This window comes from uncultured Bacteroides sp. (genome assembly GCF_902491285.1).
In the GTDB taxonomy this organism is placed as follows: domain Bacteria; phylum Bacteroidota; class Bacteroidia; order Bacteroidales; family Bacteroidaceae; genus Bacteroides.
This window is the reverse complement of record NZ_CABUHK010000058.1, coordinates 1-14,650: the sequence shown is the minus strand read 5'-3', so window position 1 is coordinate 14,650 and position 14,650 is coordinate 1. Positions and strand designations below refer to the sequence as shown.

Here is a 14,650-nt window from a genome sequence, read left to right as displayed (position 1 = left end):
GCATCATCAATCATAAATTCATTCAGTATTAACGACAAATTTGCACAAGTTCGAAATTAGTTCATAACCGTACGGGAAATGAACTGAATGGGGATTTACCGAAGTGTACCAGGTAGCTTGAATATTCAGTATACTATACGTTTTGATTCAAAACTTACAAATCAATATTATATAACTTCAACTTATTATATAAAGTCTTCCGGTCAATATCCAATAACTGCGCCGCCTTGCTCTTATTATTTCCGGTTTGGCGCAATGCTTCCAGAATATGTTCTTTTTCAGTCTCTTCATTGCGAAGAGCCATACTTGTGGTGCTCGTTGCCGGAGCTTCGAACAATTCGGTGCCCAGTTCCAATAACGTAATAAAACTCCCTTGTGCCAATAAAGTCGCTCTTTTGACGATATTCTTCATCTGCCGTAAATTTCCCGGCCAGTGATAACTCATCAAAGCCTGTGATGCTTTGGCGTCAAAACCAATCAGATGCTTGTCCAGTTCCTTGTTGGCCTGGTCGAGGAAGAAGTTGGCGAAGAGCAGAATATCCTCTTTCCGTTCTTTCAAATCAGGCATCCGCAACGTGAATTCATTGATGCGGTGATAAAGATCCTCGCGGAACGTTCCCTTTTCAATCGCTTGATCCAGATTCTCGTTGGTTGCGGATACGAGACGGATATCTACGGAAATTTCCTGTGTAGATCCCACCGGACGTATCTTTCTCTCTTGCAGGGCACGGAGCAGTTGGATCTGCACCTCATAGCTGAGATTTCCAATCTCATCCAAAAAGATAGTGCCGCCGTTGGCAGCGACGAAAGCTCCCGTCTTATCTGTCAGTGCACCTGTGAAAGAACCTTTCACATGACCGAAAAACTCGGAAGCAGCCAACTCTTTGGGGATAGAACCGCAATCTACCGCAATAAACGGCTTGTCGCTTCTTTTACTGAGCTGATGGATACGATGCGCCACATATTCTTTTCCCGTCCCGCTGGAACCGTTGATAAGCACAGACATATTGGTCGGTGCCACCAAACCTACATAATTGTAAAGCTGCTTGGCAGCATCACTTTCTCCTTCCAGATAAGAGCGGTGGTAGGCTTCGGAAGTTTCTTGTGATAAATCGGAAGTACTTCTTTTAGGATGAGAAGAACTCCTGACCGTAGAGTGAGTGGTAACCGGGCTGTCTTCACTCTGCAAAGCCTCGGATATCTTCTTCAGCAACTCTTCCGGATTCACGGGTTTGGCAATATAATCCCGTGCTCCGAGTTTCATCGCCAACACGGCCGACTGGATATCCGCATACCCTGTCATGATAATCAGAGGGATATTCATCCCCCGTTCATTCATCCATTTCAATAAATCGATACCCTCGTAATCGGGCAACCGCAAGTCAGATAATACCAAGTCAACAGCCTGACTTTCGATATGCTTCCGGGCACGCGCAATATTACTCACAGATGACACTTCGAACCCCTTCTTGCCTAACCAGGTTTTGAGCATCATTCCAAAAGTTATATCATCTTCAACTATTAATATGGCTTTCATCATGTCGGGTTTTGATTCTTTTAAGTCACAAAGGTAAGATGATTTAGGTGAAAGTGGTATATTTGCAAACTTAAATTAAATAAAAGCGTTATGAAAAAGATTGTATTGATATTATTAACCATATCGTTTTGCGGATTAATTTCCTGCAAGACCGGAACAAAAAAAGGAGGAGACATGGATAAAGAGACATTGGTAAAGATTGAAACGACTGCCGGAGACATCAAAGTGAAGTTGTACAATGAGACACCCAAGCATCGTGATAATTTTATCAAACTGGTGAAAGACGGAATGTATGAAGGTACGCTGTTTCATCGTGTCATCAAAGACTTTATGATTCAGGCAGGTGACCCGGACTCGAAGAATGCGCCGAAGGGGAAAATGCTGGGTGCGGGAGATGTAGGCTATACCATTCCGGCAGAATTTGTATATCCGAAGTATTTCCATAAGAAAGGTGCTCTGTCGGCAGCCCGCCAGGGAGATAATGTGAACCCGAAGAAAGAATCTTCCGGTTGCCAGTTCTATATCGTGACAGGTAAGGTGTACAATGATTCTACATTGCTTGGCATGGAAAGCCAGATGAATGAAAATAAAATCAATGTTATTTTCAATAGCCTGGCGCAGAAGCACATGAAGGAAATCTATAAGATGCGTAAGGCGAACGACGAGAACGGGCTTTATGACTTGCAGGAGAAGTTGTTTGCTGAGGCGCAGGATTTGGCGGCTAAGGAACCGGAATTCCACTTCACGCCCGAACAGATTGAAGCATATACTACCGTAGGCGGCACACCGCATCTGGACGGTGAATATACCGTATTCGGCGAAGTTGTGGAAGGTATGGACGTTGTAGATAAAATCCAGCAGGTAAAAACAGACCGCAGTGACCGTCCCGAAGAAGATGTGAAGATAATAAAAGCGACAATACTTGACTAAATGATATGAAAATCAACAGGCACATTCTTGACAATGGGTTGCGTCTGGTGCATTCGCAGGACGAAAGTACGCAGATGGTGGCTCTTAATATATTATATAATGTGGGAGCTCGTGACGAACATCCCGAACATACCGGCTTTGCCCATCTCTTCGAACATTTGATGTTCGGCGGCTCGGTGAATATCCCCGATTATGATATGCCGCTTCAACTGGCGGGTGGAGAGAATAATGCCTGGACGAACAATGATATCACCAATTACTACCTCACTGTACCCCGTCAGAACGTGGAAACCGGCTTTTGGCTCGAATCCGACCGTATGCTGAGTCTTGATTTCAGCGAGCGGAGTCTGGAGGTACAGCGGGGAGTGGTAATGGAAGAATTCAAGCAACGCTGCCTGAACCAGCCATATGGAGACGTTGGACATCTTCTCCGTCCCCTGGCTTATCAGAAGCATCCCTATCAATGGCCTACCATCGGAAAAGAACTGTCGCATATCGCCAACGCGACATTGGAAGAAGTAAAAGCATTCTTCTTCCGTTTTTACGCTCCGAACAATGCTATTCTGTCCGTGACCGGTAATATTACTTTTGAAGAAGCTGTAGAACTGACGGAGAAATGGTTCGGACCTATTCCCCGTCGGGAAGTACCCCGGCGGAATCTGCCTCAAGAACCGCAACAGACAGAAGAACGCCGGCTGACGGTAGAACGGAATGTTCCCCTCGACGCTCTGTTCATGGGGTATCATATGTGTGACCATCGCCATCCGGATTATTACGCCTTTGATATTCTGTCGGATATACTGAGCAACGGTCGTTCCAGTCGTTTGAACCAGCGTCTTGTACAAGAACGGCAACTCTTTTCGAGCATAGACGCTTATATCTCCGGCAGCGTAGATGCAGGGTTGTTTCATATTGCCGGAAAACCATCGGCAGGCGTTACTTTGGAACAGGCCGAAGCTGCCGTTCGTGAAGAACTGAATCGTCTGCAGCAGGAACTTGTCAGCGAACAGGAACTGGAAAAAGTAAAAAACAAATTTGAGTCTACCCAGATATTCGGTAACATTAATTATCTGAATGTGGCAACCAACCTTGCCTGGTTCGAACTGTTGGGACGGGCCGAAGATATGGAAAAGGAAGTAGACCGTTACCGTTCCGTCACGGCCGGACAGTTGCAGACCGTAGCCCAATCGGCTTTCCGGAAAGAGAACGGAGTTGTACTCTATTATAAAAGTAAATGAGGAATATTTATAGAACTTACAGAGAGCATTACAAAGCACTGATTTATCTCGGATTACCTATTGTCATCGGACAGATAGGTGTTATTGTACTCGGATTTGCCGATACATTAATGATTGGGCATCATAGTACGGTAGAGCTGGGCGCGGCATCTTTTGTGAATAATGTGTTCAATCTAGCCATTATTTTCAGTACCGGATTCTCGTACGGGCTGACACCCATTGTAGGTGGTCTGTACGGCACCCGTCAATACGCCTCTGCCGGACAAGCCTTGCGCAACAGCCTGTTGGCAAATCTGATGGTCGCCTTCCTGCTGACCGTCTGCATGACTGTTCTCTTCTTGAACATAGAGCGTCTCGGACAACCGGCTGAATTGATTCCCCTGATAAAACCTTACTACCTGGTGTTGCTTGCTTCCCTGGTGTTTGTCATGCTTTTTAATGGATTCAAACAATTTACGGACGGAATCACGGATACCAAAACAGCCATGTGGATACTGCTCGGTGGAAATGTCCTGAACATCATCGGCAACTATATCCTTATTTACGGAAAACTCGGCTTACCCGAACTGGGCTTGTTGGGGGCGGGTGTCAGTACCCTGTTCTCACGTATCGTGATGGTAATTGTATTTATCATCATCTTTGCGCGCAGCTCGCGTTTCATCCGTTATAAAGTCGGTTTTCTCCGGCTGGGGTGGTCACGTGCCATCTTTGGCCGCTTGAACGGGCTCGGATGGCCGGTTGCTTTTCAGATGGGAATGGAAACGGCCTCTTTCAGTCTGAGTGCCATAATGATTGGTTGGCTGGGTACGATTGCTTTGGCTTCCCATCAGGTCATGCTGGCAATTTCTCAATTCACCTTTATGATGTATTACGGGATGGGCGCTGCGGTAGCAGTCCGTGTCAGCAACTTCAAAGGGCAGGATGATACAGTTAATGTACGCCGTTCCGCCTATGCCGGTTTTCATTTGATGATGACATTGGGCGTGGTACTTTCCTTTATCGTTTTTCTTTGCCGCAATCACTTGGGAAGTTGGTTTACCGATAGCCCGGAGGTAGCGGCTATGGTAACTTCGCTTATTTTCCCTTTCCTCGTCTATCAGTTTGGCGACGGATTGCAGATAACTTTTGCCAACGCTTTGCGTGGAATATCGGATGTAAAACTGATGATGGTCATCGCCTTTATAGCTTACTTTATCATCTCCCTTCCCGTAGGTTACTTCTGCGGTTTCGTAATGGACTGGGGGGTGGTTGGTGTCTGGATGGCGTTCCCTTTCGGACTGACAAGTGCAGGATTAATGCTTTGGTGGCGTTTCCACTACATGACGAAATAAGATAATTCTGTAATCATACTAATATATAACCCAGTGACAAAACCATGGCTTCCTATCGTTTCACAAAGCTGAAAGTAACCATCGGTTACACGTTATTACTTGCGATTCTTCTCTTTTCTCTCGTGTTTGTGCATCATGAGATGGAGACACTCTCGGCTGCCGATGACCAGCAGAATCTGCGGACAGACAGCCTGCTGACTCTGATTCATGAAAAAGACCAGAATACTATCCAGATGCTCCGCGTGCTGAGTGAAGCGAATGACAGCCTGCTTTCCGCTTCGGAGATTGAAGAGATTATTTCCGAACAGGATTCCGTTATAACCCATCAGCGGGTGCAACACCGGGTTATCACCAAGCGCGACTCCCTGCTGACCACTCCCAGAAAAAAAGGCTTTTTCAAGCGACTGGTAGAAGTGTTTGCTCCTTCCAGGCAGGATAGTGCCGTGTTGGTCAATACTTCTTTGGAGGTTGCTACGGATACCATTCTGGAGCCCGCCGCTTCCAAAGATTCCCTTCAGCAAAAGATTCGCATGGCTACCGAGGAAAAACGGTTGCAACGACGAAGAACAATCCGGCGCACCAGCACGAAATACCAGCGTATGAACTCGCAGTTGACGGCAAGAATGGATAGCCTGATAAAGCAATACGAAGAAGAAATGACCTTGCGTGCCCGCCAGGATGCCGAGATGCAGCAGGAAGTAAGGATGCGCTCCGCACGCACCATTGCCGGAATAGCTATCGGTGCGGTCTTGTTGTCTGTCTTTTTCCTGATATTGATAGTACGTGACATCTCCCGCAGCAACCGCTACCGTCGGCAGTTGGAAGAAGCGAACAAACGGGCGGAAGATTTGCTCGTCGCCCGTGAAAAGCTGATGCTCGCCATCACTCACGACTTTAAGGCACCGCTAGGCTCCATCATGGGCTATACCGAACTGCTGTCACGCCTGACCGAGGACGAACGTCAACGTTTCTACCTGGACAATATGAAGAGTTCATCGGAACATCTCCTGAAACTGGTCAGTGACTTGCTCGATTTCCACCGGCTCGACCTTAATAAAGCGGAAGTGAACCGTGTCACTTTCAATCCTTCGCAGTTGTTTGAAGAAATCTATGTCAGTTTTGAACCGTTGACTGCCGCCAAAGGCTTGACTTTGCAGTGCCGTGTTGCTCCGGAATTAAATGGAAAATACATCAGCGACCCTTTGCGACTTCGGCAAATCGTAAACAATCTTGTATCTAACGCCGTGAAGTTTACCCAAAAAGGCGAGATTACGCTGACGGCTACTTATGTCGCTTCTAAACTGACGATAGCCATTGCAGATACCGGAAAAGGCATGGCTGCGGAAGACAGCGGACGTATCTTCCAGGAATTTACCCGTTTGTCCGGTGCGCAGGGGGAAGAAGGCTTCGGCTTGGGATTATCCATTGTGAAGAAATTGGTCGTTCTGCTTGAGGGCACGATTGATGTACAAAGCAAACTGGGAGAGGGAAGTTGCTTTACAGTCGTTCTTCCCCTTTATCCGGTAGGCGAATCCGGCATGGAAAGTAAATCATCGTCAGAAAAGGAAGTTGCGGATATGGACGAAGCAGTAACTGCCATTCCTGTGATGAAAGTAATCCGTGTCCTCTTGATTGACGATGACAAAATCCAACTCAGCCTGACGGCAGCCATGTTGAAACAACACGGCATTGATGCAGTATGCTGCGAGCAGCTCGAAGAACTTATCGAACAGCTCCGCACTTCTGTTTTTGATGTCCTGCTGACGGATATACAAATGCCGGCTATCAACGGCTTCGATTTGGTAAAACTTTTGCGTGCTTCCAACATTCCGCAGGCAAAGACCATCCCTGTGATTGCCGTGACCGCCCGCAGCGAAATGGACAAAGCCGCCTTGCACGAGCATGGCTTTGCCGGATGTCTGCATAAGCCATTTACAGTGAAAGAATTACTGCTGACAGTCAACGAAGGACAACTTTCGGCCGATGAGGCCCATATCACTGAAGATATGGGAAACACCGGAATAAACTTTTCCGCCCTTACCGCCTATTCTGAAGATGACCCGGAAGCGGCATATTCTATCATTCAGACCTTTGTCGAGGAAACCAAGAAGAACATCGGACGGATGCAGCAGGCTTTAGTGGATAAAGATACGGACGGTATAGCTGCTATGGCGCATAAACTGCTCCCTCTTTTCACACTGATAGGTGCATCGGATGCAATAGCCCCCTTAAAATATCTGGAATCCTGTCGTGGAGAATCTTTTTCGAGCGAGATAGGTGATACAACATCGGTCACACTGGCAACTGTTTGTACTATAATCAGCGAAGCGGAAAATTATTTGGTATCGATGAAAAATGTCGATTAGGCAGAAATATTATACTCCTTAGCCGGGCATCGTATCTTTCTTGCCATTATCCAAACCTTTTCTCAAAATAAATTGTTTACTTTGTGTCACCTAATTTACACTGGCACATTTTTACATGAAACGAAAATGGATACGATGGGTAAGCTGGATACTGCTTACTCCCATAACACTCTTTGTAATACTAATGGTATTGCTTTATGTTCCGCCCGTACAGAATCTTCTGCGTCGGGAAGTAACAGCTTATGCTTCAAAAGCAACCGGCATGCAGATCCAGGTGGAACGGATAGACCTTCGTTTTCCGCTCAATTTGTTGGTTCGCGGCGTAGAAGTGATTCAGCAGCCGGACACGTTATTGTCTTTGGGGAGTCTGAACGTACGCGTGCAGGCGTGGCCGTTGCTCAAAGGAAAAGTAGAAGTCGACGAAGTAGCCTTGGACCAGGTGGCGGTCAACTCTGCCGGTATGATAGAGGGGATGAAGATAAAAGGTGTCTTAGGACATTTCTTCTTGCAAAGCCACGGCGTTGACCTGTCCGACGAAATAGCGGTCATTAATCATGTGGAACTCTCCGACACCCACGTGCAACTGCTGATGAACGACACCACGACTACTCCCAAGGATACCACCGCTTCCGCTCCCGTAAACTGGAAAGTAGACCTTCATCAACTGAAACTGAAAAATGTATCGTTCAGTATGCAGCTTCCTGCCGACTCTATGCGGATGGCGGCCCATATCGGTGAAGCAGCTATCGACAACGCCCAAGCCGACCTGAAAAATCAGTTCTACGGCTTGAAGAAGTTCCTTTTGTCGGGCACTTCCGCCAGCTATGATACCGGAACAGCCCAACCTGCCGAAGGTTTCGACGCTTCGCATATTGCCGTCCGTGATGTCCGCATCGGTCTGGACTCCTTATTATATAAAGGCAGGGATATGAATGCCGTCATCCGGGAGTTCGCCATGAACGAGCGTTCGGGATTAAGTATCACCTCACTGACAGGCCGGGCATTCTCCAACGATTCAGTCATCAGTGTTCCCGGTTTGAAATTGCAGACCCCTCACTCCGAAATGGATTTATCCGCCCATACTTATTGGGAACTTGTCAATATCCCGACCACAGGACGTTTGTCCGCCAGTTTGAATGCTTATATCGGCAAAGAGGACGTCATGTTGTTCACAGGCGGACTGCCGGATAGTTTCAAAGAGGCTTATCCTTTCCGTCCGCTCGTTATCCGTGCCGGTACGGACGGTAACTTGAAAGAAATGCAGATTTCCCGCTTTACGGTAGACCTGCCGGGTGCCTTCTCTTTGCAGGGCGGCGGTATTCTTGAAAACCTGGCTGACAGCCTGACACGTTCCGGAACTATCGGTCTGGACATGACTACTCAGAATCTGAACTTTCTGACTGCCTTGTCGGGAGAAGCGCCCAACGGTACTATCGTAATTCCCGACAGTATGAACCTGAAAGCCCGTATCGACCTGAAAGGTCCCGAATACAAGGCTAATCTTCGCTTGAAACAGGGACAAGGTGCTATGGGCGTGAATGCCGAACTCAACACCTCTACCGAAGTTTATGCAGCCGACTTGAAGATTGACAATCTCCAACTCCATAATTTTCTTCCGAAAGACTCTATTTACGGACTTTCTCTTTCGGCGGATGCCAAAGGCCGCGGGCTGGATGTGATGTCTTTGCATTCTTATGCCAAGTTGAATCTGACTTTAGACCAGCTTCACTATGCCCGATATCATCTTTCCAACGTCAACCTGACAGGGGCCTTGAAAGGTGCATTGGTGACAGCCAATCTGACCAGTGACAATGAGCTGTTGAAGATGACAACGGATGCCGAATACAATTTGGCGCACAGTTATCCCGACGGAAAAGTGACGGTTGACGTCACTCAGCTCGACCTGCATGAACTGGGCTTGATGCCCGAACCGATGAAGCGTCCGCTTGCTTTCAATCTTTCTGCCGAGGCTCGTCAGAACCGGGTGTTTACTCATCTTACTTCCGGTGATATGAAACTCAACCTGAGCGCACGTTCCGGTGTTAATCCTTTGATTAGTCAGTCCACCCGTTTCGTGGATGTCCTGATGAAGCAGATTGATGAGAAAGCCTTGAATCATGCCGAATTGCGTGAAGCGTTGCCGACGGCTATCTTGTCTTTCTCCGCAGGAAAAGAGAATCCGTTAGCTTATTTCCTGGCTACTAAAAATATTGCCTATCACGATGTTGCCATGAAATTCGGCACGGCTCCCGATTGGGGTATCAACGGGAAAGCGGCGGTTCATGCGTTGAAGGTAGACACATTGCAACTGGATACGGTTTTCTTCACCGTCAAACAGGATACTACGCTTATGAAGTTGCGTGCCGGAGTGATAAACGGGCCTAAGAACCCGCAATTCTCCTTCTCCACTACCTTGTCGGGAGAGATTCGCGACCGTGATGCGGAATTGCTGGTAGATTATAAAAACGGTAAAGGAGAAACCGGTGTATTGTTGGGCGTAAATGCCCGTCCTCTGTTTGAAGGGCATGGCAAGGGCAACGGAATAGCTTTCACGCTGATTCCGGAGAATCCGGTTATCGCTTTCCAGAAGTTCCATTTCAACGAGAATCATAACTGGATTTACCTGCATAAGAATATGCGTGTATATGCCAATGTGGATATGTGGGACGAGGAAGGAATGGGATTCAGGGTGCATTCCGTGCCGGGCGACACGGTGTCTTTGCAGAATATAGATGTCGAAATACGTAGAATCCGTCTGCAAGAGCTAACGAGTGTATTGCCTTATTTCCCCGAAATAACCGGATTGTTCTCGTTGGAAGCTCATTATGTACAAACGGAAAAAGACTTACAACTCTCGGCTGAAGCGTCTATTGACGAACTGACTTACGAACGTCAGCGTATCGGTGACGTGGCGTTGGGGGCTACCTGGCTGCCGGGGGAACAGGGAAAACAATACTTGAATGCTTATCTGAATCACGACCAGGTGGAAGTGTTGGTTGCGGATGGAAAACTACTTCCCACCCGGACTGGCAAGGACAGCCTGGAGGTGAATACGATATTGGAGCATTTCCCGCTTCGGGTAGCCAATGTCTTTATTCCCGACCAGATAGTCACCTTATCCGGTGATATGGACGGGAACCTGAATATAACGGGCAGCACCGAACAGCCTTTGATAAACGGCGAGCTGGTACTGGATAGTGTCGCTGTCCTTTCCCGCCAGTATGGTGCGCGTTTTATATTGGATAACCGTCCTGTACAGATTAAGAGTAACCGGCTGGAATTTGATAAATTTGCAATTTATACTACATCGAAGAATCCGTTTACGATTGATGGCTACGTAGATTTCCGCGATATGAGCCGTCCGATGGCGAATCTGAATATGCTGGCGCAGAACTATACACTGCTGGATGCCAAACGTACCCGGGAAAGTTTGGTTTACGGTAAGGTATTTGCCGACTTACGGGCGACGGTGAAAGGGCCTTTGGACGGACTGAATATGCGTGGAAACGTGAGTCTGTTAGGGAATACCGACGTCTCATATGTCCTGACCGACTCACCGCTGACAGTGCAGGACAGATTAGGAAGTCTGGTGACTTTTACCTCATTCAGCGATACTACGACTGTTGTCCGGCAAGAGGTGCCGACCGTCTCTTTAGGCGGACTGGATATGGTAATGATGGTTCATATCGACCCGTCTGTCCGGGTGAAAGTTGATTTGGATACAAGCAATGACAATCGTGTGGAACTGGAAGGCGGTGGTGACCTCTCCATGAAATATACTCCGCAGGGTGACTTGAGTCTGACCGGCCGCTATACATTAAGTGGCGGTTTGATGAAGTATGCCTTACCGGTGATTGCGGCGAAGGAATTTGCCATTGATAACGGCAGCTATGTGGAATGGACGGGAAATCCGATGAATCCGATGTTGAACTTCAAAGCGACCGACCGTATCCGGGCATCCGTGTCCGAAGGGGAGAACGGAGGAAGTCGCATGGTCAACTTCGATGTGTCTATTGTAGTCAAGAACCGCTTGGATAATCTTTCGTTCGCGTTTGATGTATCGGCTCCCGAAGACGCGACCGTACAAAACGAATTGACCGCTATGGGGGCGGAAGAACGCGGTAAACAGGCTTTGTATATCATGGTGATGAAAACTTATCTCGGCACCGGACCGATTGGCGGAGGTGGCGGCGGACTCGGCAGTCTGAACATGGGTTCTGCCTTGACTTCCGTATTGAGCAGTCAGATAAATTCACTGATGGGGAACTTGAAGAATGCGAGCCTCTCTGTCGGTGTCGAAGACCACGATGACTCGGAGACCGGCAGCAAACGGACGGATTATAGTTTCCGTTATTCGCAGCGTCTTTTCAACAACCGCTTCCAGATTGTAATCGGCGGCAAGGTTTCTCAAGGTGAGAATGCGACAAATGATGCCGAATCCTTCATTGACAACATTTCTCTGGAATATCGTCTGGACAGGACCGGAACCCGTTATATCCGGTTGTTCTATGACAAGAATTATGAGAGTGTACTCGAAGGCGAGATTACGGAAACCGGAGTCGGTATAGTGCTTCGCAAGAAGCTGGACAAACTGAGTGAACTGTTCATCTTTAAGAAAAAGAAGTAAGAATGGAAGAGATACGTATTAATATATTGGCTTGTTGTCTGATAAGTGTAGTGTTATTGTCGGCTTGTTCGGTGACGAAACATCTTCCCGAAGGGGAAGTGCTTTATACCGGAAGCAAGACTGTTGTTTTGAATAAATCGACAACGCCGGTAGGGGAGACGGCTTTGACCGAAATCGCCGCCGCTCTTGATAAAACGCCCAGTACGAAGATGTTTGGCGGAATCCTGCCTATACCTTTTAAGATGTGGATGTACAATGACTTTGTGAAATATAAGAAAGGATTCGGCAAGTGGATGTTCAACCGTTTTGCCGCCAACCCGCCTGTGTTTATTTCTACGGTCAATCCGGAAGTACGTGTGAAGGTGACTACCAACTTGCTTCGTGATTATGGCTATTTCAACGGAAAGGTAGCCTACGAAACGGTAGTTGACAAGAAAGACAGTCTGAAAGCGAGCGTTGTCTACACGGTGGATATGAAGAATCCTTATTTTATTGATACGGTGTATTATCAGCGTTTCACTCCCCAGACTCTGCGGATTATGGAACGCGGACGGCGGATGTCTTATATCAGTCCGGGAGAACAGTTCAGTGTAGTCGATTTGGACGAAGAGCGTACCCGCATCAGTACATTGCAGCGCAACCGGGGATATTTTTATTTCCGTCCCGACTATATGACTTATCAGGCGGATACGACACTGGTTCCCGGCGGGCATATCAGCCTTCGCCTGATTCCTGTTCCGGGATTGCCTGCTGCGGCGCAGCGTCCTTATTACGTAGGCGATGCGTCTGTCTATCTGTTCGGAAAGAACGGGGAGACACCCAATGACAGTATGATGTACAAGAACCTGAATATCCACTATTACAAGAAATTGCAGGTTCGCCCCAATATGTTGTATCGTTGGCTGAATTATCAGCAGTTTGTACGGAATACGCAGATGCGTGCTTCCAACCGTACCCGTCTTTACAGCCAGTATCGCCAGGAACAGGTGCAGGAGAAACTCAGCCAGTTGGGGATATTCAGCTATATGGATATACAATACGCCCCAAAAGATACGACAGCCGCCTGTGACACATTGGGCATCACGATGCAGGCGACTTTCGCCAAACCCTTGGATGCCGAACTGGAACTGAACGTAGTAACCAAAAGTAACGACCAGACCGGTCCCGGTGCCTCATTCGGTGTTACCCGCAATAATGTGTTCGGCGGTGGCGAAAGTTGGAACGTAAAACTGAAAGGCTCTTACGAATGGCAGACCGGCGGCGGAGAGAAAAGCTCGTTGATGAACAGTTGGGAAATGGGAATATCCACTTCTCTGACTTTCCCGAGAGTCGTCTTCCCGCGTTGGGGAAAAATGGAATTTGACTTCCCCGCTACGACTACTTTCCGCCTGTATATCGACCAACTGAACCGGGCCAGATACTACAAACTGTTATCCTTCGGCGGCAACGCAACCTACGATTTCCAGCCGACACGTACCAGCCGCCACAGCATCACGCCCTTCAAACTGACATTCAACGTCCTGCAACATCAGTCGGAAGAGTTTAAGGAGATTGCTGCCGACAATCCTGCACTATATGTCAGCCTGGACAATCAGTTCATCCCGGCCATGGAGTACACCTATACGTATGATAACGCATCTGCACGTAGAGTGAAGAATCCTATCTGGTGGCAATCCACCGTAACCTCTGCCGGAAACGTGACCGCCACCATCTACCGTGCTTTCGGCCGACCCTATAACGAGGAAGGTAAGAAACTCCTGGGCGCCCCGTTCTCCCAGTTTATGAAATTCAACACGGAATTCCGCCATCTGTGGAACATGGACAAGAACAACAAAATCGCTTCCCGCGTAGCATTAGGCGCTCTTTTCGCATACGGCAACGCCACAATTGCCCCATACAGCGAACAATTCTACGTCGGCGGCGCCAACAGCATCCGTGCCTTTACAGTACGCAGCATCGGTCCCGGTGGCTATCACCCGAAAGACAGCAAATATTCCTACCTCGACCAAACAGGTACATTCCGCTTCGAAGCAAACGTCGAATATCGTTTCCGCATCTTCAAGAGCATCTGGGGAGCTACCTTCCTCGATGCCGGCAACGTCTGGTTGATGCGCAAGGACGAAGCCCGTCCCGACTCGCAACTCCGCCTGAAAACTTTCCCGAAACAAATAGCTTTGGGTACAGGTCTCGGCGTCCGTTACGATATGGATATCCTCGTCTTCCGTCTCGACTTCGGTATTCCTTTGCATCTGCCGTATGACACGGAACGAAGCGGCTATTACAATGTCACCGGAGCTTTCTTCAAGAATTTGGGAATACATTTTGCTATTGGTTATCCCTTCTAATGGACTGCATAGACTAACATGCCGAAAGGTTTTCCGACCTACTTTTTTCTCCGTTAAGCGAACACCCGTAACGGAGCGTCAAAAAGGGCAGACTGTTTGAGCGTAGCGAGTTTCTGCCCTTTAGCGTAGTGAAGGGTGTGAGTAGGAGAAAAAAGTCAGTCTTGAATTTTTCTTTGTTTCTTTCTTTTGTTTCAAGACAAAAGAAAGAAAGTTTTTGTAAATTTGCAACGAAATCTGATGCCGTTGACATCACTAACCTTTTAATATTACACAATT

The 14,650-nt window shown here is 47.8% G+C and carries 7 protein-coding genes; 6 read left to right on the top strand and 1 reads right to left on the bottom strand.

Features of this window, described 5'->3' with window-relative positions; translation table 11 throughout:
- Window positions 1-154: 154 nt before the first annotated feature.
- On the bottom strand, window positions 155-1,540 hold the full coding sequence (locus RDN93_RS14820; RefSeq protein WP_308746235.1) for a sigma-54 dependent transcriptional regulator: 1,386 nt from the start codon (window positions 1,538-1,540) through the stop codon (window positions 155-157).
- Between the two features lie 87 nt (window positions 1,541-1,627).
- On the opposite strand from RDN93_RS14820, the gene RDN93_RS14815 reads away from it, so the two are divergent.
- The 6 genes from RDN93_RS14815 to RDN93_RS14790 all read left to right on the top strand — a co-directional run bounded on the left by RDN93_RS14815 (window position 1,628) and on the right by RDN93_RS14790 (window position 14,374).
- Window positions 1,628-2,467, top strand: coding sequence for a peptidylprolyl isomerase (locus tag RDN93_RS14815; protein WP_308746234.1), 840 nt, complete (start codon window positions 1,628-1,630; stop codon window positions 2,465-2,467).
- A 5-nt stretch (window positions 2,468-2,472) separates the two neighbouring features.
- Window positions 2,473-3,705: a pitrilysin family protein gene (locus RDN93_RS14810; RefSeq protein WP_308746233.1), complete on the top strand. Its 1,233-nt coding sequence runs from the start codon at window positions 2,473-2,475 to the stop codon at window positions 3,703-3,705.
- Window positions 3,702-5,036, top strand: coding sequence for an MATE family efflux transporter (locus RDN93_RS14805; RefSeq protein ID WP_308746232.1), 1,335 nt, complete (start codon window positions 3,702-3,704; stop codon window positions 5,034-5,036). The genes RDN93_RS14810 and RDN93_RS14805 overlap by 4 nt, the downstream gene beginning before the upstream one ends.
- Window positions 5,037-5,080: 44 nt before the next feature.
- Window positions 5,081-7,402 carry an ATP-binding protein gene (locus tag RDN93_RS14800; protein ID WP_308746231.1) on the top strand — a complete coding sequence of 774 codons (2,322 nt, stop codon included), beginning with the start codon at window positions 5,081-5,083 and terminating at the stop codon, window positions 7,400-7,402.
- Between the two features lie 115 nt (window positions 7,403-7,517).
- Window positions 7,518-12,029: a translocation/assembly module TamB domain-containing protein gene (locus RDN93_RS14795; protein WP_308746230.1), complete on the top strand. Its 4,512-nt coding sequence runs from the start codon at window positions 7,518-7,520 to the stop codon at window positions 12,027-12,029.
- Between the two features lie 2 nt (window positions 12,030-12,031).
- Window positions 12,032-14,374: a BamA/TamA family outer membrane protein gene (locus tag RDN93_RS14790; protein ID WP_308746229.1), complete on the top strand. Its 2,343-nt coding sequence runs from the start codon at window positions 12,032-12,034 to the stop codon at window positions 14,372-14,374.
- The last annotated feature ends 276 nt before the right edge of the window (window positions 14,375-14,650 follow it).